We start from the raw sequence: 19,997 nt of genomic DNA on the forward strand, positions 1-19,997 counted from the left end.
GGAGGCATCATAAGACCCCGCACGCGCCGCCTGCCCGTGGCGCCGCCGGGAAACCCTCTTCGGAACGGCGGAACGTAGCACACGCCCCGCCGAAGTGTCAACGATCGCGGGGCTTAGGCGGGAGAGGAACCGCGGACGCATCGTCATTCAACGCTCTCCATCCCCGGCTTCCTCAACGCTTTTCCCCACCGGACGTCTTCGATGAATCGCTCCAGCGGCCTACCCTCCAGTCGCCGTCCCAGCGCCCAGGCGAAAAGACCGCCCGGCAGCGCATGACACCGCAGTCGGCTCGCGTGGAACCCCTGATGGTGATGCGTGGCGCAGATGGTCACCAGGTTCTCCCCCTCGTCGTCGCCGCCCTGCGAACGGTAGAAGATGTGGTGCGCGTTGAGGTTCCGGCGGGAGGAGCAGCCGGGGACCCGGCAGCGCCAGCCGTCCCGTTCGTAGATGAGATAATTTCGCTGCCAGTCTGCGCCGTCAGTTACCTCCCATGTCTTCCTGAAAGACGACAGCATCGACTCGACGCATTCCCAATCCTGCAGAGCGCTGCCTGCGACAAGACGGCAGACTTCGATCGCGTGACGCCAGAGGCGGGCGACATCGTCCGGAGCCCAGAAGCGGACCGTCCCCCATGACGCCCACGTTTGCACCCCGGCCTCGGCGGCCTGCGGTTCTTCGACGCTCCGCGCACACGTTTGCACCCCGCTCCACGGTCCGAGCCGTGGAGATCGCGGCTCGATTTCTCCCGAGGGAGTCATCCCCGCCGGCTGCAAGCCTCCCGCTCGAACGCCAGGGTCCCCGGCCCGGCCGGCGGCAATATTGACCTCATCACGCAGACGCCGGACGGTGACGGACGTTGCGAGCCGCACCCAGGCCTCTTCGGACTGCCGATCCGCCACGCGGACCACGCTCGAAGCCTGGACCCACGAGAGATCGCCCCCTCGGTACGCGTCGGCGATGCGCGGCAGGCCGGTGAGCCGACGATCGAGGGCTATCAGCTGCCGCGCCCGCCGCAAGCCGAAGCCAACGCGCTCACGACAATAACTCTCGAAGGACAGAAACCCGATCTCCCGGTGGAGTCCGAGCGCAACAAGCGTGCGGAGCAGGCGCCCCTGTTGCCAGGCCAGGTTCTGGCGGAGGCGGATCAGGGCCCGCAGTCTGTCATCCAGATCCCGGGGCCCATCCGCCGGATCGTCTCGCACATCATCCGGCAGGATAACCTCCGGATTCTCCGGCGGCGCCCACCGGTTGGAACCGTGCCTCCTCTCGTAGGTCGCGAGCACTTCCTCGAAGAGATCGACGCCGTCATCCTGTCCGCAGGGCGACTTTCCCGCCGGGCAAGGATCGTCCTCGGTTAGGGGATCATCGAATTCGGTCTCCGAGGCAGCCCCGTCCTGGCAGCCACGCGCAAGCATCGAGGGAAGATCCGGCACTCCGGCAAGAAAATCTGCGGCAATGTACTCGGCGCACTGCCAGGCCGGGGCATCGCTTCCCGCCGACGCCCGGCAAATCTCAAGCGCATACTCCCACCGACCCCGGATTTGCTCCGGGCATCTGAAGCTCTCCCATCGCCCCTCCCTTTCTTCATCGATCGGCGCTGTGGTGGCCGCCGGGGTCGCGGTCGCATCGGCAAGCGTGGCGCTCGCCGCTTCACGCGCCGCCGCTTGGATTTCCTCCTGGAGAAGCCGCACCGTGACGCTCCTGGCCCTCCCCACCCATCGGGCCTCCGTGTCCGGTGTCACGATCCGAAGCAGCAGTCGGAGCTGGCTGTGCGTGATTGACCCAGCCCTGTATGCTTCTGCCGTGACCGGCAGATCCTCCAGGCCCGCATCGATCTGAAGGAGCACCTGCATCCGCCGTGCCGACATCCCGAGGCGCTCGGTCACGTAGTCGGCCAGCCTAGCGAAGCCAAGCTCCAGATACCCCGACGACGCTCGCAACCGTGCCAGCAGCCGACCAAGGCGCAGCTCGAGAGGACTGCGCATACAGGACAGGCGCCGGAGATGACGGTCGAGGAGGAACGCCGCGAGGCCACGCACGATTTGACGGCCTTCACCCCCCGACGCAAGATCGAGAAGCGCTTCGGGCACGTACGTCGCCTTCGGCTCCAGACGGATCGCCTGTGCCGCAGGCCCCATGGGCCCGGCGAAATCCTTGTCCTGAGAGACCATCCCCTGCAAAGAGACACCTCGCCTGGGGCGTTGGATGGAGCCACCTTCGTTGGGACGAAGCGCGCGCGGCGGGGGCGGGCAGTGCCGTTCACGCTGGGTGTAAGATACACCTATGCATTGCGCGAGTCAAGCACAATCTTCAAAAAATTGTTGAGGGCTTCCTTACAGGATGCGCCGGACGATCTCGTCGGTCTTCTCAAGCCTGCCCGACGTCGCCAGAACCTTCACTCACCAGGGACCGGTCGTTCCACGGACGTCCCAGACACCTGACTGTCAGCCTCTCATGTTCCCTCGCCAAGCGCTCGAGATCGCTCAGCAGGTCGCTGCGAAGCCCCGATCACATTTCCGTCGCCGGCGCGATCGTGTCGTTTGAGCCTTGACATCCGCCCCCGCCACGCAAATCTTCTGATCCAGGGATCGTCCTGGCAGGCGCGGCAACTTCGGTCGAGGGATGGCGCATGTCTTCCGAGCGGATTCTCGTGGTGGATGACGAGCCGGAGAACCGGAGGCTGCTGCGCGAGCTCCTGGACCCTCTCGGCTACCAGGTCGAGGAAGCGGGGGACGGCGAGGAGGCGCTGGCGTCGATCGCCGATCACGTTCCCGATCTCGTGCTTCTCGATCTCGTGATGCCCCGGCGCGATGGGTATGACGTGTGCCGCGAGCTGAAGAACGATCCGCGCACGCGGCTCGTCCCGGTCATCGTGCTGACGACCCTCGATCTGTTGCCCGACAAGATCAAGGCGATCGAACTGGGGGCCGACGATTTCCTGAACAAGCCGTTCGACACCGTCGAGCTGACCACTCGCGTCCGCTCGCTTCTATCTTTGAAGCATTTCACGGACGAGTTCGAGCACGCCTCGAACGTCCTGAAGAGCATCGCGCTGGTCGTCGAGGGGCGCGACCGCTACACGGGGGATCACTGCAAGCGGCTCGGGCAGTACGCGGTGCGCATCGGGAAGACCCTCGGCCTGGGGCAGGAGGATCTCGAGACGCTCTGGCTGGGGGGGATCTTCCACGATCTCGGCAAGATCGCGGTGTCCGACTCGGTCCTGAACAAACCGGCCCCCCTGACGCCGGAAGAGCTCACCGTGATGCGCACCCACCCCGTCGTCGGCGCCAATCTGTGCAAGGCGATGCGCACCATGGAGCGCGTCCTGCCCCTCATCAGGCACCATCACGAGAAGCTCGACGGCTCCGGCTATCCCGACCATCTGGCGGGCAAGGAGATCCCGCTCCTGGTGCGGATCATCACCGCGGTCGACGTCTACGACGCCCTGGCCACCGCCCGGCCCTACCGCAAGGCGCTGCCCCACGAGACGGTGATGACCATCATGCGGGAGGAGGTCGCCAAGGGCTGGTGGGACAGGGAGATCGTGGACATGCTCGACCCCGCGCGGTCGATCTCGCCGGCGGTGGACGAGCCGGTCCCGGCCGTCTCGGGGAGCCGGCGGCGGGGCAGGCCCTAGGAGCCTGTCCGAGTATGGCGCCGGCTGCTAGTTCGTCGAGCTGTGCTTCCTGATCGGCTCTATATCGCCTTCTTTGTGCGGGACGTCGCGGGCGTCCTTCTTCTTGCCGGCGTTCATGTCGATGTTACCCTCGAAGATCCCCCCCTCGTGGATCACGAGGTTCGGCTTCTCCAGGGTGACGTCGCCGAGGACCCGGCCGGTGGGGTGAATCTCGAGCTTCTCGCGCACGTGGATCGTGCCGGTCACCTTGCCGCTCACCGACAGGATGCCGACTTCCACGTCCGCCTCCACCTCTCCCGACTCGCCGACCACCAGCTCCCTCTCGGAGAGGATCTTTCCGCCGATCTTCCCGTCCACGCGGAGGACGTCCCGGAAACGGACTTCGCCGTGGATCTCCGTCCCCTCCGCCAGAAACCCGCTGATGTCGTCCGGGGACACGTGATCCCTGAGCAGGGCCTCCTTGCTGAATGGCATGACAAATCCTCCCTTCATCGTCTCCGCTCCCCCCTGCGGCGAGGCGGCTGACGAAGTCAGTGCCCCTTCTCCGCGGTCAACAGGAACTCGTACAGCCGCTGCAGCTCCTCGTCCGAGTAGAACTCGATCTCGATCCGCCCGCGACCGCCTCGCTGGGCGATCCGGACCTTCGTGGCCAGCGCCCGCGTCAGGCGCTCGGCGGCGGCGGCGACGTTCGGGTCGACTCCCGAACCGTCGGCCGCATCCTTCCGGGGTTTCTTCCCCCTCCGGGGCGCCGCGGCCGCATTCCACTCCGCCACGCGCTGCTCGGTCTCCCGCACCGACAGCAGGTCGCGGGCGACCTCCCCGGCGAGCTTAATCTGTGTCTCGGCGTCGAGAATTGCCATGATCACTTTGGCGTGGCCGATCGACAGGCTTCCTTCCCGCAGGTAGTCTTGTACGACTGCTGGTAACTTCAATATACGCAATGAGTTAGATATAGACGAGCGCTCCCTGCCGACGCGCCTGGCGACGTCGGCATGGGAGAGCTTCATCTCGTCGAGGAGGACCTCGTACGCCCTGGCCTCCTCGATCGGATTCAGCTCCTTCCTCTGGATGTTCTCGATCAGGGCGAGTTCGAGCACGCGGTCGTCGGCCACCTTCCGCACGATGGCCGGGATCCTCTCCATCCCCGCGATCTGGGCTGCGCGCCAACGCCTCTCGCCGGCGATGAGATGGAAGCCGTCGTCCTCCTGCCTCACGATCACCGGCTGGACGATGCCGTTCTCACGGATGGAATCGACCAGCCCCTCGAGGCCGCCGAAGTCGGATCGGGGCTGGTGGCGGCTCGGCTTGATCCGCCTCACCTCCAGCATCATCAGTCCCCCTTCCGGCCGGAGATGCGCCGGCTCAGGGATGAGGCTGCTCAGTCCTTTGCCGAGTGCCTGTCTTTTCATATCTCCTGATCACCTCACGGGCCAGGTTCAGGTACGACTCCGAGCCCTTGGAACGGATGTCGTACAGCATGATCGGCTTGCCGAAGCTGGGCGCTTCGCCGAGCCGGACGTTGCGCGGCACGATCGTCCGGAAGACCCTTTCCTTGAAAAATGAGCGGATGTCGGCGACGACCTGGCGGGACAGGTTGGTGCGCTCGTCGAACATGGTGAGCAGAACCCCGTCGAGCTCGAGGGTCTGGTTCACCGAGGCGCGGATCCGGTACAGAGTCTCGACCAGCTCCGACACCCCCTCCAGGGCCAGATACTCGCACTGCACAGGGATGAGGATTCCGTCGGCCGCGGCGAGGGCATTGATGGTCAGCAGTCCGAGCGACGGAGGGCAGTCGACCAGGATGTACTGAAACCGGTCGCGGACCAGGGCGACCGCCTCCCGCAGGCGGTACTCGCGTCCCTGGACTCCGGCCAGCTCCACCTCGATCCCCACGAGGTCGCGGCTCGCCGGCGCGACGGTCAGGCATTCCAGCTCGGTCGGCACGAGGATCTGGTCCAGCCGCACTTCGCCGGACAGGACGCTGTACATCTCTCCGCCCGGGTTTGGCTTCAGTCCCAGCCCCTTGGTCGAGGAGGCCTGCGAATCCATGTCGATCAGGAGGGTCGATCGCTCGGCGATCGCCAGCGCCGCCGCCAGGCTGACCGCCGTCGTCGTCTTACCGACCCCACCCTTTTGGTTGGCGATGGCGACGATTCGTCCCATGTGCGGCGAAGGGTAGCACAGCCGCGTGAGATTAGGTGCCACACGACGGCCCCGAAATGTTCCACGTGGAACATCGGGGGGCCGCTGGATGTTCCACGTGGAACATCGGACGGTCTTCAGAGAATCGCCGGCTCCAGGATCGCGACCACCGAATCGGCCCCACCAGGCAAGGGGCGGGTGTCGACCAGGTGCAGCCCCGGAACGGGGAGCCCCCTCAGGGATTCGGCGTCCTCCGCCGACAGGAAGAACAATCCTCTCCCACCGGGCTCCAGGATCGGGACCGGCCTCCCTTTCAGCACGCGCCGCGCCTGGATTGCCCGCAGTGTCAAGTACTTGCAAGGCAGGATGTCGACCAGGTCGGTGGTCTCCCGGACGTGGCGGGTCTCGACCCGGGCCTTCTCCAGGCGGAGCCCGCGGAGGACGGCCCAGAGAAAGGAGGACTTCTTCTCGGACGCTTCGACCAGGATCAGTTCCAGCCGGGGCCTCAGGACCTTCAACGGAATCGCCGGGAATCCATTTCCCGATCCGAGGTCGACCAGCCTTCCCTCCTGTCCCACCAAGTCCGAGGCGGCGATCGGCTCCAGAAAGTGCCGGCGAACGAGCGCGTCCATGTCCTTGAGGCCGGTCAGGTTCATCCGCCGGCTCCAGTCCTTGAGGAGGCGGTAATGGATCGAGAACGCCTCGATCTCTTCCTCGGAAAGTGAGCGGCCCAGCGATTGCGCTCCGGCGAGGAGCCGTTCGCGAAAAGCGGATACCATAGATGGCGTACGTTAGCATGAAGGGGAGAGGCAGGCGTGAAGCCGCGCGGACGGTTGCTTCTGGTTCTGACGGGCATGGCGTGCGTCGCCTGGGCGGGGGCATCCATCCCCGTGGCCCGGGGGGTCCCGACGCCGGCGCACACTCCAAGCCCCGGTAAGTTCCCCGCGGCCGCGCCAGCTCCGTCCCCGACTCCGGCAACGGGGAGCGCCTCCTCCTTCGACCTCGATGCCCTCTTGAAAGATCTCGGGCAGCGGGCCCACGCCTACGAGACCGTCGCGCTCCGATTCGTCTGCATCGAGACCCTGAAGACGACCGACGATCCGAAGAACGAGCGGCGCTTCGACTACATGTACGTCGAGGCCCAGGAGCAGCGATACCGGCCGTTCCGGCAGGCCCACACCGGGCGGCTGGGGAAGACCGTCCCCGAGACGGACATCAATTTCGCGTTCCCCGATGCGTTCTCGTGGACGTTGATGTTCGCGCCCGATCGGCAGAAGCTGTTCCATTTCCGCTATGCGGGGCAGGAATGGTTCTCGCTACGCCAGGCGCACATCATCGAATTCACCGCACCGTTGCCGTTCACCACGGGGACGACCATTTATCAGTGGAGCGGGAAGATCTGGGTGGACATGGAGAACTCCAACATTCTCAAAGTGGAGGCCGAGCCAGGCAACCAGACCGAGCGGCTCAAGGATCAGCTGAAGGAATACCGCCAGGCTCCCAGGTTTCTCGTCTTCCCGATGGGGAAAAAGCCCCAGGGAAGCAGCTATAACATCACTTTTCTCAATGAATTACACAGTCTTTCCCTGCCCGACCAGCTGGAGTTCAAGACGTTTACTCTGAACCTGCAGGGTCAGGAGGAGTGGGACAGCCTGACGGTCCTGAGATACAACGGCTACCAGTTCTTCGGCGTGGATGTGCGGGAGCTGTTCCAGAAATAACCGCGTCTCCGGTGCCGGCGCACGATCCGGCCGGCCGGCCGGATTTCATCAGGTAGATGTTCATCAGGCTGAGAGCCGCCGGCGTGACCCCCGAGATGCGGCCCGCCTGCGCCAGGGTCTCCGGCCGTGCCCGCGTGAGCTTCTCGACAATTTCGCTCGACAGTCCGGGGATCCCCTGGTACTCGAAATCGGGAGGGATGTGCCTGCCGTCCTCGCGCCTTAGTCTCTCCAGATCCCTCTCCTGCCGCTCGATGTAGCCGCCGTAACGCAGCCGGCTGGCCACGTAACGCCGATCGCGCGGCCTCAGGGCCGCCGGCGCGTCCTCCGCCACCAGCCGGAGGAGCGCATCGAGGTCCAGGTCGCTGCGCCTGAGAAGCCTCGCCGGCGTCGTCGGCTCGACGATGCGGACGCCGAGCGACTCCTCCGCATGGCGCGCGGCCGGGCTGGCGGGCCCCATCGTCCGCGATTCGAGGGCACGGCTGAATTCGAGGATGCCGTCCCGCCTGTCCACGAATCGCGCGTAGCGAGCGTCCCCGACGAGCCCGAGGGCGCGGCCGTGCCCGGTGAGCCGGAGATCGGCGCTGTCCGCGTCGAGCAGGAGCCGGTACTCCGCGCGCGAGGTGAACATGCGGTACGGCTCGGCCGTCCCCTTCAGGACCAGGTCGTCCACCAGCACCCCGATGTACGCCTCACCGCGCGACAGCACCATGGGCGGCCGGGCCTGGACCATCAGAGCGGCGTTGACGCCGGCGACGAGCCCGAGCGCCGCGGCCTCCTCGTAGCCGGTCGTGCCGTTGATCTGCCCCGCCAGGAACAGGCCGCGCACCTCCTTCGTCTCCAGCGTGTGTCGGCAGGCGGTCGGCTGCACGAAGTCGTACTCGACGGCGTAGCCGGCGCGCGCCACCTCGGCCTGCTCGAGGCCGCGGATCGATCGGACCATTTTGACCTGGGCCTCGCCCGGAAGGCTCGTCGACACGCCGTTCAGGTAGATCCACGGATGGTCGCGCCCCTCGGGCTCGACGAAGATCTGGTGCCTGTCGCGGTCGGCGAAGCGCATCACCTTGTCCTCGATCGACGGGCAGTAGCGCGGCCCCACCGACGTGATGCGCCCGGAGTACAGGGGCGACCGGTCGAGGCTGCCCCGGATGATCGCGTGCGTCCTCGGGTTGGTGAACGTGATGTGACAGTCGACCTGGGGTGTGGTGATGGCGTCCGTCTCGAAGGAGAACGGCACCGGCTCCTCGTCCCCCGGCTGCCGGTCCATGGCGGCGAAATCGACCGAGTCCCTTAGGACCCGCGGCGGCGTGCCGGTCTTCAGCCGCCCCATCGGCAGTCCCAGGCGCTCGAGGGCCTGCGACAACCCGACGGAGGTCTTCTCGTGGATCCGCCCGCCGGGACGGTTCTCAAGGCCGATGTGCAGGAGGCCGCGCAGGAACGTCCCGGTCGTGACGACGGCCGACGCCGCCTCCAGGATCCGGCCGCCGGTCAGGACGACGCCGCGGAGGACGCCGTTCTCGACGAGCAGATCGCGCGTCTCGTCTTCGATGAGCGTCAGGCGCGGCGTGCACGAGACCACCCGGTGCATCCGGGCGGAATACCCGTCCTTGTCGGCCTGCGCCCGGGGGGCCTGCACGGCCGGGCCGCGGCTCCTGTTGAGCAGACGGAACTGGATGCCCGTCTCGTCGATCGCCCGGCCCATCTCCCCTCCCAGGGCGTCGATTTCGCGTACCAGGTGCCCCTTGGCGAGCCCGCCGATCGCCGGGTTGCACGACATGCGCGCCACGGCGCGCGCGTCGAGCGTCACGAGGGCGGTCTCGCACCCCATGCGGGCCGCGGCCAGGGCCGCTTCGCAGCCGGCGTGCCCCGCCCCGACGACCACCACGTCGTACATCCTCGCGCCCGCCGCCTGCACGTCGTCCGCCGTCATTTGCCGATGCAGAAATTCCTGAAAATGCGCTCGTAGATGCCGTCGATTCCGACCTCCCCGGTGATCTCCCCCAGACGATCGAGGGCCTCGCGGTAGTCCGGGATCAGATACTCGTCCGGCACGCCGCGTCCCGCCCCTTCCGAGACGCGCGCCAGCGCCCCGGCCGCCTTCCCGAGCAGATCGCGGTGGCGGACGTTGGTGATGAAGGTCTCCTCGCGCGACGCCGCGGCCCCCGACGAGACCGTCTCCTCCAGCCCGCGCCGCAGCGCGTCCATCCCGGCCCCGGTCCTGGCGGAGACCTCGTGCGCCCCATGGCGCTTCTTCAGACGCAACGCCTCGTCCAGGCCCAGGCCGGATTCCAGATCGATCTTGTTGATCGCGACGAGGGCGCGCGCCCGGTCGAGGTCCGCGAGGAGCGTCCGCTCTTCGTGAAGGAGCGGCCGCGATCCGTCGAGGACCACGATCACGACGTCGGACGCGGCGATCGCCTCCCGGGCCCGGCGCACCGCCTCGGCGTCCGCCTCGTTGCACGGAACGTGAAGTCCGGCGGTGTCGCGAAGCGCCACCGGAATGCCGCGGAGATCGAGGGTTTCCTCGAGGATGTCCCGTGTCGTGCCGGCCACGGGGGTGACGATCGCCCGGTCCTCTTCCAGGAGGCGGTTGAACAGGCTGGACTTGCCGGCGTTGGGAGATCCCACGATGGCGACCGTCGCCCCGTCCCGGACGCGTCGGCCGCGCTCGAAGGTCCCCGCCAGGTCCTCGATCGCGCCCCGCAGGGAATCGACTTCAGGAAGAGGGCCGCCGTGCGGCATGAAGCGGCCCGCCTCCCCCTCCTCGGAGAACTCGATCGCCGCCTCGAGCCGGGCGACGACGTCCGCCAGGCGGTCCTTCAACCGGTTCACTTCCAGGGAGATCCGCCCCAGGACCTGGTCGTGCGCCACCTTCGCCTGGAAGGCGGTGCGTGCCTCGATCAGATCGCGGATCGCCTCGGCCTGCGTGACGTCCATGCGTCCGTTCAGGAAGGCGCGCAGGGAGAACTCCCCGGGCGTCGCCGGCCGGGCCCCCAGGGCAATCGCCGCCTGCACCAGAAGCCGCAGCGCCGCGGGGCTGCCGTGGGCCCAGAGCTCGGCCGTCTCCTCGCCGGTGAAGGAGCCGGGCGGACGGAAGGCCGCGAGATACCCGTGGTCGATCGTCTCGCCGGCTTCGTCCACGAAGCGGCCGAAGCGGATTCGCGCGTCGTCCGCGACGCGGCCGGCGGGCCGGAATAGTCCGGCGGCGATGGAGAGGGCGCGGGGGCCCGACAGGCGGATGACGCCGATGCCGCCGCGGCCGGGAGGCGTCGAGATGGCGACGATCGTCTCGGACGCGGGAGCCTGCCGGGCTTCACCGATGCCGTCCGCGGGATTCAGGGGACGAGGTTCGGGCATGGGCGACCATCCTGGCGCCGTCCGGCTCGGCCGGCGAAGGTCAGCGTCCGTCCGGTTCCCTGTCCTGTTTGGGTTGCCCGGCCGGCACGATGGCGATCTGCTTGAGGAAGCCGTCGCCGATGCTGCGCGTCTCGACTCCGCCCATCTCGGCCAGGGCGATGTGCACCAGCCGCCGCTCGTAGGGATTGAGCGGGCTCAAGACGCACTCCTGGCCGCCGGCCTTCACCTTCTCGGCGGATCGCACGGCGATCTCCACGACCTCGTCCTCGCGCAGCTTGCGGAACCCGCCGCAGTCGACCTGGATCTTCCGGCCCTTCCGGCCGCGATAGATGATCCGGTTGAGAAGGTACTGCAGGGCGCCGAGCCCTTCCCCCTTGCGGCTCAGGAGGTGCTCGCCGTCGGGGCCGGCCAGGTCCAGCTGGATCGCCTCCGCCCCGTCTCTCACCGTGGCCTTGATGTCCAGGCCGAGGCCGTGCAGGATGCGCTCCGCCAGGCGCACGACGTCGGCCGGGTCGGCGGCCGGCGCTTCGCCTTCCGGTTCCGTCTCCCTGTCGCCTTTTCGCTCGTGACCCATCCGGTTCATCCTCGGCGATCCGGCCGCCGGAAAAACGCGTGGCGGGCTGCGGTCAATCCGGTTTCTTCTCGGCGGCCGCCGCCTTCTTGTTGATCAGGTACTGCTGCGCGATTCCCAGGAGATTGTTCACCAGCCAGTATAGCACCAGCCCCGAGGGGAAACTGAGGAAGATCCAGGTGAACATGATCGGCATGAGGTACATGATGCGGCGCTGCGCCGGGTCCGGGATCGAGGACGATGTCATCGCCTGCTGGATGAGCTGCGTCCCCCCCATGATGATGGGGGTGACGTAGTACGGGTCCTTGCTCGACAGATCCCGGATCCAGAGCATGAACGGCGCCCGGCGCAGCTCGATGGCGATCGACAGGATGGTGTAGAAGGCGTACAGGATCGGGATCTGCAGCAGGATGGGCAGGCAGCCTGACATCGAGCCGAGAGGATTGATGTCCTCCTCCTTGTAGAGGCGCATCATCTCCTCGTTCATCTCGCGGCGCAGCTTCTGCCGCGCCCCCGCGTGCCCCTTCTCGACCTCCTTCTTCTCCAGCTTGTGGTAGCGCTCCCGGAGCGCCTTGATCTTCGGCTGGACGCGTTTCATCTTGTCCTGCATGACGCGCATCTTGATCTGGCTCTTGTACATGATCGGGAAGAACAGGAGCCTGATGATCACCGTCAGGATGACGATCGCCCAGCCGTAGTTCCCGACGTAGCCGCGCAGGATCTTCATGGCGTAGAACAGCGGGTGCGCGATGAAGCTGAAGAACCCGAAGTTCAGCAGCTTCTCGAGACCGATTCCGAGTCCCTTGAGGATGTCGTAGTCCTTCGGTCCGGCGAACAACCGGACCCTGGACTGCCCCGGGAGGCCGAGCGCCATGGAAAGATGGAATTGCTCCCGCCCCTCCTCGACGAGGCGCAGCAGCTCGAAGCGGGCGCGGCCGTCAGCCGGGCCATCGGGGACGAAGACCGCCGCGAAGTACTTGTCCTCGACGCCGGCCCAGGTCACGCGGCCCTCCTCGAGCCACGGTGCGCCCGGTTTCATGCCGTGCTGCTGCTTTCGTTCGACGCCGCGCCCCTCCAGGTCGAGAGTGCCCCACACGGCGTCGGCGTACTGCCCCTTCTCGAGGCCGTTGTGCCCCACGAACCCGGCGCCCCACACGAGAGTCGGGGTCACGCCCTTCCCGCCCGCCTCGGCGGCGAACTGCAGCTCGGCGAGATAGGAGCCGTGCGGCATGCGCAGCGTCTTGGTGGCGGCGAGCCCCGCGCCGTCGCTGTACGCGAACGAGACCTCGGTGAACGCGCCGTCCCCTTCCCCGCCCTCCCTGCGGGTGACCCGGTAGATCCCTTCCTTCAGCTTCCGGGTCGCATCGGGATCGTCGAGCAGGAACTGCAGAGGCAGATGATCCAGGGAGCGGCCGGCCGGGGAGACGAGATCGAGCGGCCGGCCGGCGTCGTCCAGATAGTGCTTCAGGCTCCAGGACGTCACGCGGGCTCCCCGGCTGCTCAGGCGGATGGAGAGCAGAGGCGTGTCGATGGGGATCTCCTCCTCGCCTGCCCCCTCGACGCGGGCTCCCGCCGGGATGTCCGGTCGCGCGGCCGACTCCCTCGCCGCGCCACCGAGACCCGACAGGCTCGGCGATCCTCCCGGCCCGCGGGAACCTGGGCCGGGCGACCCCGCGGGTCCCGGAGCCGAAGGCGACGGGGCGGTCTCCTGACCCGGCGGCGCCACGGGAGCGGCCGGCTTCGGGGGCGCCTGCGGGGGAAAGAGGATCCACCAGACGATCAGGAAGGCCGCCGAGAGGACGACGAAGAGAAGGGTCTTCTTGTCCATCAGCGCACGGGATCGAGGCCGCCCCGGGTCAACGGGTTGCAGCGCAGCAGCCGCCAGGCGGCCAGGAGGACGCCGCGCGCGAGGCCGTGGCGCTCGATCGCCGCGGCGCTGTACTCCGAGCAGCTCGGCAGGAAGCGGCAGGCCGGCGGCAGGAGCGGCGACACGAAGCGCCGGTACAGGCGGAGGACTGCGAGGACCGGCGCGGCCGCGGCGCGCGTGATCGTCATGGGGTCTTCAGGACGAACGGCCGGAGCCGCGCCAGGAGCTCCGACTCCAGGCGCGCGATTCCGGCGCCGGGCAGGGACGCCCGAACATTCAGCACGATGTCCACGTTCTCGAACTCCCGCTTGTGCCTGCGGAATATCTCGCGCACCAGCCGCTTGGCCCGGTTCCGCCTGACCGCGCCGCCGACGCGGCGTGTTGCCGTGATGCCGAGCCGCGGCCGACCGAGTCCGTTGCGCATCACGAACAGGACGAAGAGCGCGGAGGGTATCCTCCGCCCCTGAGCGTAGATCACCTGGTACTCACTGCGCTTGCGGATGCGATCCTGGGGGCGGAAGCGGGCGTCGCCGGTCACACGGTCAGACGCTTGCGACCCTTGGCCCGTCTGCGTTTCAGAACGAGTCGTCCGTTCTTGGTGCTCATCCGGGCCCGGAAGCCGTGCGTCTTCCTGCGGCGGCGGTTGTTCGGCTGAAAGGTGCGCTTCATGAGCTTGTCTCCGTTGCAGGAAGGGCGGATTATGTCCCCGGCGGAGCGCGTCTGTCAAGGAACGGGCTCTTCGTGGCGTGGCACGCCGCTTGATGGAAATTTTTTTTCGAAAGAACGCGATTGGGTGTTGACAGCTTCGCTTGCCGCGATGCTATAGTCCGCGTCGCCCAGTCAAAGCAAAAGCACAACCGCCGACGTGGCCGAAATTTTCCAGGAACATCACCTGGGGGGCGCATGGGTGTCTCCAGAGCAAGTTTCCGATACGCGGACGATCACCGGCGCTCAACATCTGCCGCCGCGCCTTGCGGCGGCCCCATATCTGGTGGGGGGGAGGAAGGGTTGACATAAGATCGCGGCCCGGTTCGGCTTCGTGTCGAACAAGTGGCGTCCTGCCATCAACTTCGCAACAGAAAGACTTTTCCACACCTGTGGAAAACCTGTTGAAATGATGAGCGTCGATACGATGCGAGTGGCCGCCAGCAAGGCGTTACAACAAATCGATGGCGTCAAACCTTTCCTACGGGCCGAGCGCACATGACTCTCTGGGATAAAATCCTCTCCAGCCTGCAGCACAAGATCAACCGACACAGTTTCAACACCTGGCTGAAGCCGACCCACCAGATGTCCCTGGCCGACGGGACGCTCCAGATCGAGGTGCCGAGCCTTCTGTTCGCGGACTGGATCAGCCGCAACTACCTGCCGCAGATCCGGGAGAGCGCGAGGGAGATCGAAAGCAGTGATCTCCAGATTCGTTTCATGAGCCGGCAGGCGCCGGCCACGGTGAGGGGCGCGGGGAATCCCGGTTCCGTTCCCGTCAGCGGCCTCCCGCTCGAGTCGGGGACGGACGGCGCGGGCCGCCATGGCGCCGCGCGCCCGTCGGGCCAGGCCGCGCCGCCCCAGCCGGCGTGGCTCGGGACCGGCCTGAACCCGAGGTACACGTTCGACTCCTTCGTGGTGAGCTCCTGCAACAATTTCGCGCACGCCGCCGCCATGGCGGTGGCCGAGCAGCCGTCGAGCGCCTACAACCCGCTGTACGTCTACGGCGGCGTCGGTCTCGGCAAGACCCACCTGATGCATGCCATCGGCAACCGGGTCCTGCGCAGCAAAGGGGCCGTGCGGCACCTCTACATTTCCACCGAGACCTTCATGAACGAGCTGATCAACTCGATCCGCTTCGAGAAGACCCTCGACTTCAAGGAGCGCTACCGCAACGTCGACGTGCTGCTCATCGACGACATCCAGTTCCTGGCCGGCAAGGAGCGGACGCAGGAGGAGTTCTTCCATACCTTCAATGCCCTGTACGAGTCCCAGAAACAGATCGTCATCACCAGCGACTGCCCGCCGCGCGACATCCCGACTCTCGAGGAGCGGCTGCGCTCGCGCTTCGAGTGGGGGCTGATCGCCGACATCCAGCCGCCCGACCTCGAGACCAAGATCGCCATCCTGAAGAAGAAGGCCGAGGCCGAGAACGTGCAGCTCCCGGAGGACGTGGCCCACTTCATCGCCGGCCGCGTCCGATCGAACATCCGGGAGCTGGAGGGATCGCTCATCCGCCTGGTCGCATACGCCTCGCTCACGGGACGGCCGATCGACCTCGGGATGGCCCAGGACACGCTGAAGGACCTGATGGACGACCGCGGCCGCACCGTCACCATCGAGGCCATCCAGAAATTCGTAGCCGCCTATTTCAAGCTCCGGCCGATCGAGCTCAAGTCCCGAAACAATTCGAAGCACATCTCCTTTCCCCGGCAGGTCGCGATGTATCTCTGCAAGAAACTGACCGACAAATCGCTCCCGGCCATCGGGACCGCCTTCGGCGGCAAGCACCACACGACCGTCCTCCACGCGGTCCGCAAGATCGAGGCGATGCGCGAGCGCGACAAGGAGTTCGCCCGGCTCGTGGGAGGCTTCATGGAGTCGTTCAAGTGAGCCGTCCACAGGATCCTGTGGATTCCGATGACGCTGCCTGTGCACGAACCGTGCACCCGAAAGCGTCCACAGTCGCGCTCGTCGCCGCCCACAGGTTTGTGCACCGGGCCGGGCCGGCCGGGGCCCGCGCCGCGACGGCCCGGGCGGCGTTTTACGCGCCGTCCACAGCCCCTGCTAGTGCTACAATCCCTCCCGATCTCAAAAGAGAGAGAAAGAGCCGATCCCAGTTGGAGGACTTATGGATTTCGTGACCGCCAAGGACAACCTGCTCAAGGAACTCGAGCTGATGCAGGGGATCGTGGAGAAGAAGTCGACCATCCCGATCCTCTCGAACATCGTGATCGATGCGAGGAAGGAGGGCCTCGAGTTCCGGGCCACCGACCTGGAGGTGGGGATCAGGACGGAATGCGAGGCGAAGGTCGCGAAGCCCGGATCGATCGCGCTGTCCGCGAAACGGCTGTTCGACATCATCCGCTACCTGCCCGACGCGGAGGTCCGGCTGAAATCCGACGAGGGGAACGCGGCCCAGATCACCTGCCAGAAGGCGCGCTTCCGGATCATGGGCCTGTCGCCCGACGACTTCCCGGCCATCCCGACGTTCGATTTCGGCAAGGGGATCGCCATCGAGCGGGCGCTGCTGACCGACCTGATCTCGAAGGTCATTTTCGCCATCACTACGGACGAGACCCGGTACCAGATCAACGGCACGCTCATGATCCTGAACAAGCGGAATCTGACCCTGGTGGCGACCGACGGCCACCGCCTCGCCTACGTGAGCGGGCGGCTGGAGAAGGGAGCCTCCGAGGAGCGCATCGAGGTCATCGTGCCGCGCAAGGCGTTCCAGGAGGTGTCGCGGTTCGGGTCGGGCGAGGGAGAGATCGTGTTCGGGCACAAGGACAACCATGTGTTCTTCAAGGCCGGAAAAACGGTCTTGAGCTCGACGATCGTGGCCGGCAAATTCCCGGAGTATGAGAAGGTCATACCGGAGGGAAACGACCGGCTGCTGAAGATGGAGAGCACGGCATTCGCCGAGGTGGTGCGGCGCGTGGCGCTCCTTTCGAGCGAGCGCTCCCGGGCGGTCAAGATCAGCCTCAGCAAGGGAAGCGTCGAAATCTCCTCCAATAACCCGGAGGTCGGCGAGGCGGCCGAGACCGTGGACATCGATTATGCAGGCAGCCCGCTCGAGGTCGGATTCAACGCCAAATACCTCCTCGATTTCTTCCAGGCGATGGGTCCAGGGCAGGTGATCCTGGCCCTCAAGGACGAGGCGACCCAGGGTCTTCTGAGGCCGGTCGGACAGGAGGGGCGGGATTACCGCTACGTGGTCATGCCGATGCGGATCTGATGGATTGGCCACATCGTTAAGTTGTTTGAATACAGTAAATAGCTATAGTTTCATGCCTTCAGCCCCGATATCATCTATATAGGCGTTCGTTCCGGACGCAATTCCAGCCCCCATGCGTTGCGATTGGCTCCGGCGGTGTGATAAAATCACGCCCTTGTTGAGGCCGGACGACCGGTGAATTTCGACGGGCGGGTCTCCGGATCCGGAACGAACCGCCCGCCCGAACCGTCCCCCCGAATCGAGCGATCTTCAGTGATCAAGAGCAGTCGTTGCCCCTCGCAATGCCGCCCGTGAACCGCGAACGATTTGGAGCCAGGTAGTGGCTGCCGGCAAGGGAGACAAGGCGATGGAAGCTGACGCGGTGGCCGGCCCCTCCCGAGGCGCCGAGACCTACGATGCCTCGAAGATCAAGGTCCTCGAAGGCCTCGAAGCGGTCCGCAAGCGCCCCGCCATGTACATCGGCAATACGTCGGCCGGGGGCCTGCACCACCTCGTCTACGAAGTCGTGGACAACAGCATCGACGAGTCCCAGGCGGGGCACTGCGATCGGATCGAGGTGACGATTCACATCGACAACTCGGTGACCGTCGTCGACAACGGCCGCGGCATCCCGGTGGACATGCATTCCACCGAGAAGCGACCGGCGGCCGAGGTCGTGATGACCGTGCTGCATTCGGGAGGAAAGTTCGACAACGACAGCTACAAGGTCTCCGGCGGCCTGCACGGCGTCGGGGTCTCGGTGGTCAACGCGCTGTCGGAGTGTCTCGATCTCGAGATCTGGCGGGACGGCCTGGTCTACGAGGAGCGCTTCGAGCGCGGGAAGCCCGCCGATGCGTTCCGGCAGACCGGGACCACGAAGAAGCGCGGCACCAAGATCCGTTTCCGGCCCGACCCGACCATCTTCGAAGACGTCAACTTCTCCTTCGACGTCCTGTCGCAGCGCCTGCGCGAGCTGGCGTTCCTGAACGAGGGCGTGACCATCATCATCGAGGACGAACGCGCCGAGAACAAGCGGCACGAGTTCAATTACAAGGGGGGCATCGCCTCCTTCGTCGAGCACCTCAACAAGAACAAGACGCCGATCCACCCCAAGCCGATCTACATGCGCGGCGAGCGCGACGGCGTGGTGGCGGAGATCGCCCTGCAGTACAACGACGGCTACAACGAGATCGTCTTCTCCTTCGCCAACAGCATCAACACCCTCGAGGGCGGCACGCACCTGTCGGGCTTCCGATCCGCGCTGACCCGCACGATCAACAACTACGCCGGCAAGGTCATCAGCAAGGAGCAGGTCGCCCTCTCGGGCGACGACGTGCGCGAGGGGCTGACGGCGGTGGTCAGCGTCAAGCTGTCGCGTCCGCAGTTCGAGGGCCAGACCAAGACCAAGCTGGGAAACAGCGAGGTCAAGGGGATCGTCGAGGCGATGCTGAACGAGAAGCTCTCGGCCTGCTTCGAAGAGACCCCCGGCGTGGCCCGCAAGATCCTCGAGAAGGGGCTCGAGGCGCTGCGGGCCCGCGAGGCGGCGCGCAAGGCGAAGGAGCTGACGCGGCGCAAGGGGGCCCTGGACTCGGGCATGCTCCCCGGCAAGCTGGCCGACTGCCAGGAGACCGACCCGTCCAAGTCCGAGATGTTCCTGGTCGAGGGGGATTCGGCCGGCGGCTCGGCGAAGCAGGGACGCGACCGGCGCACCCAGGCGATCCTGCCCCTGCGCGGCAAGATCCTCAACGTCGAGAAGGCGCGCTTCGACCGGATGCTGGGGAGCCAGGAGATTCGCACCATCATCACGGCGCTCGGCACCGGCATCGGCGACGAGGACTACGATCACGCGCGCCTGCGCTACCACAAGATCATCATCATGACCGACGCCGACGTGGACGGGTCCCACATCCGCACGCTCCTCCTGACCTTTTTCTATCGGCAGATGCCGCAGGTGGTCGAGCGCGGGCACCTGTTCATCGCGCAGCCGCCGCTGTACAAGGTCAAGAAGGGGAAGACCGAGACCTACCTGGCCAACGACGACGACCTGAACACGTTCCTGATGGCGACCGCGGCCCTGGAGCGCGTGGTGAAGCTGCCGAAGAGCGCCTCGGTCCTGGAGGGGCCGTCCCTGCGCAACGCTCTCGATCGGCTGGTCCGCTACCAGGTCCACCTGGACCTGCTCGGCAAGCGCGGCTACGACCCGGGCCTCATCGAGACGCTCCTGGGCGCGGGGGTCGGGGCCGCGAAGACGTTCGAGGACTCCGAGGAGCTCGAAGCGGTGCGCCGGGCGGTCGAGAAGGCCGGATTCAAGACGGAGGACCTCGAGAAGGACGAGGAGCACGGCCGCTTCACGTTCGAGGTGGCGGCGAGGTCCCGCGGGCACGCCGCGTCGGTCGTGGGCTGGGACCTGATCTCCTCGATCGAGTACCGCACGCTCAAGAGCCTGGAAGGGGACCTGAAGGACCTCAGGCACCCGCCGTTCATCATCGCCGAGAACGGCAACGAGATGGCGGTGGATTCCCGGCTCGACCTCCTGAGGCACCTGATGGAGGAGGGGAAGAAGGGGCTGAGCATCCAGCGCTACAAGGGGCTGGGGGAGATGAACTCCGATCAGCTCTGGGAGACGACCATGAACCCCGAGACCCGCCGGCTCGTGCAGGTGAACATCGCCGACGCGGTCGAGGCCGACATGATCTTCACCGTCCTCATGGGTGACATGGTCGAGCCGCGCCGCAAATTTATCGAGGAAAACGCCCTCGAGGTCCGCAACCTCGACATCTGAG

16 protein-coding genes and 1 pseudogene are annotated in these 19,997 nt (G+C 66.4%); 5 read left to right on the top strand and 12 right to left on the bottom strand.

What is annotated here, in order from left to right; translation table 11 throughout:
• Window positions 1–143: 143 nt before the first annotated feature.
• Window positions 144–2,180, bottom strand: a complete 2,037-nt coding sequence (locus tag VGV60_07170; protein HEV8701036.1) for an HNH endonuclease — start codon at window positions 2,178–2,180, stop codon at window positions 144–146.
• Between the two features lie 449 nt (window positions 2,181–2,629).
• Between VGV60_07170 and VGV60_07175 the strand changes: the two genes are divergently transcribed.
• Window positions 2,630–3,637, top strand: coding sequence for an HD domain-containing phosphohydrolase (locus tag VGV60_07175; GenBank protein ID HEV8701037.1), 1,008 nt, complete (start codon window positions 2,630–2,632; stop codon window positions 3,635–3,637).
• 27 nt (window positions 3,638–3,664) lie between these two features.
• Here the strand turns inward: VGV60_07175 and VGV60_07180 are convergent, their stop codons facing one another.
• The 4 genes from VGV60_07180 to VGV60_07195 all read right to left on the bottom strand — a co-directional run bounded on the left by VGV60_07180 (window position 3,665) and on the right by VGV60_07195 (window position 6,558).
• Window positions 3,665–4,111, bottom strand: a complete 447-nt coding sequence (locus VGV60_07180) for a polymer-forming cytoskeletal protein (protein HEV8701038.1) — start codon at window positions 4,109–4,111, stop codon at window positions 3,665–3,667.
• A 56-nt stretch (window positions 4,112–4,167) separates the two neighbouring features.
• Window positions 4,168–4,968: a ParB/RepB/Spo0J family partition protein gene (locus VGV60_07185; protein ID HEV8701039.1), complete on the bottom strand. Its 801-nt coding sequence runs from the start codon at window positions 4,966–4,968 to the stop codon at window positions 4,168–4,170.
• A gap of 31 nt (window positions 4,969–4,999) precedes the next feature.
• The gene (locus VGV60_07190) at window positions 5,000–5,800 is read right to left on the bottom strand and encodes a ParA family protein (protein ID HEV8701040.1); all 801 of its coding nucleotides are present in this window, start codon (window positions 5,798–5,800) and stop codon (window positions 5,000–5,002) included.
• A gap of 116 nt (window positions 5,801–5,916) precedes the next feature.
• Window positions 5,917–6,558 carry an RsmG family class I SAM-dependent methyltransferase gene (locus VGV60_07195; GenBank protein HEV8701041.1) on the bottom strand — a complete coding sequence of 214 codons (642 nt, stop codon included), beginning with the start codon at window positions 6,556–6,558 and terminating at the stop codon, window positions 5,917–5,919.
• 36 nt (window positions 6,559–6,594) lie between these two features.
• On the opposite strand from VGV60_07195, the gene VGV60_07200 reads away from it, so the two are divergent.
• A complete protein-coding gene (locus VGV60_07200; GenBank protein ID HEV8701042.1) occupies window positions 6,595–7,500 on the top strand; it encodes a hypothetical protein in 906 nt (301 codons plus the stop codon).
• A 37-nt stretch (window positions 7,501–7,537) separates the two neighbouring features.
• Here VGV60_07200 and mnmG read toward each other — a convergent pair.
• The 7 genes and pseudogenes from mnmG to rpmH form a co-directional block, all read right to left on the bottom strand.
• Window positions 7,538–9,427 (bottom strand): annotated as a pseudogene (gene mnmG, locus VGV60_07205) (tRNA uridine-5-carboxymethylaminomethyl(34) synthesis enzyme MnmG).
• The gene (mnmE, locus tag VGV60_07210; protein HEV8701043.1) at window positions 9,424–10,854 is read right to left on the bottom strand and encodes a tRNA uridine-5-carboxymethylaminomethyl(34) synthesis GTPase MnmE; all 1,431 of its coding nucleotides are present in this window, start codon (window positions 10,852–10,854) and stop codon (window positions 9,424–9,426) included. The pseudogene mnmG and the gene mnmE overlap by 4 nt, the downstream one beginning before the upstream one ends.
• Before the next feature lie 40 nt (window positions 10,855–10,894).
• Window positions 10,895–11,428, bottom strand: a complete 534-nt coding sequence (locus tag VGV60_07215; GenBank protein ID HEV8701044.1) for a R3H domain-containing nucleic acid-binding protein — start codon at window positions 11,426–11,428, stop codon at window positions 10,895–10,897.
• A 52-nt stretch (window positions 11,429–11,480) separates the two neighbouring features.
• Entirely contained in the window at window positions 11,481–13,253 is a 1,773-nt protein-coding gene (yidC, locus tag VGV60_07220; protein HEV8701045.1) for a membrane protein insertase YidC, read from the bottom strand.
• The gene (gene yidD / locus VGV60_07225) at window positions 13,253–13,480 is read right to left on the bottom strand and encodes a membrane protein insertion efficiency factor YidD (GenBank protein HEV8701046.1); all 228 of its coding nucleotides are present in this window, start codon (window positions 13,478–13,480) and stop codon (window positions 13,253–13,255) included. Before yidD ends, yidC begins: the two co-directional genes overlap by 1 nt.
• Window positions 13,477–13,830 carry a ribonuclease P protein component gene (gene rnpA / locus VGV60_07230; protein ID HEV8701047.1) on the bottom strand — a complete coding sequence of 118 codons (354 nt, stop codon included), beginning with the start codon at window positions 13,828–13,830 and terminating at the stop codon, window positions 13,477–13,479. Before rnpA ends, yidD begins: the two co-directional genes overlap by 4 nt.
• The gene (gene rpmH / locus VGV60_07235) at window positions 13,827–13,961 is read right to left on the bottom strand and encodes a 50S ribosomal protein L34 (protein ID HEV8701048.1); all 135 of its coding nucleotides are present in this window, start codon (window positions 13,959–13,961) and stop codon (window positions 13,827–13,829) included. Before rpmH ends, rnpA begins: the two co-directional genes overlap by 4 nt.
• Window positions 13,962–14,495: 534 nt before the next feature.
• Here rpmH and dnaA point away from each other — a divergent pair.
• From dnaA to gyrB, 3 genes are all read left to right on the top strand, one after another.
• The gene (gene dnaA / locus VGV60_07240; protein ID HEV8701049.1) at window positions 14,496–15,890 is read left to right on the top strand and encodes a chromosomal replication initiator protein DnaA; all 1,395 of its coding nucleotides are present in this window, start codon (window positions 14,496–14,498) and stop codon (window positions 15,888–15,890) included.
• A 238-nt stretch (window positions 15,891–16,128) separates the two neighbouring features.
• Window positions 16,129–17,235, top strand: coding sequence for a DNA polymerase III subunit beta (gene dnaN, locus VGV60_07245; GenBank protein HEV8701050.1), 1,107 nt, complete (start codon window positions 16,129–16,131; stop codon window positions 17,233–17,235).
• A 346-nt stretch (window positions 17,236–17,581) separates the two neighbouring features.
• Window positions 17,582–19,996, top strand: coding sequence for a DNA topoisomerase (ATP-hydrolyzing) subunit B (gyrB, locus tag VGV60_07250; GenBank protein ID HEV8701051.1), 2,415 nt, complete (start codon window positions 17,582–17,584; stop codon window positions 19,994–19,996).
• Window position 19,997: the final 1 nt, after the last annotated feature.

It is taken from the genome of Candidatus Polarisedimenticolia bacterium (genome assembly GCA_036001465.1).
Taxonomy (GTDB): Bacteria; Acidobacteriota; Polarisedimenticolia; order Gp22-AA2; family Gp22-AA2; genus Gp22-AA3.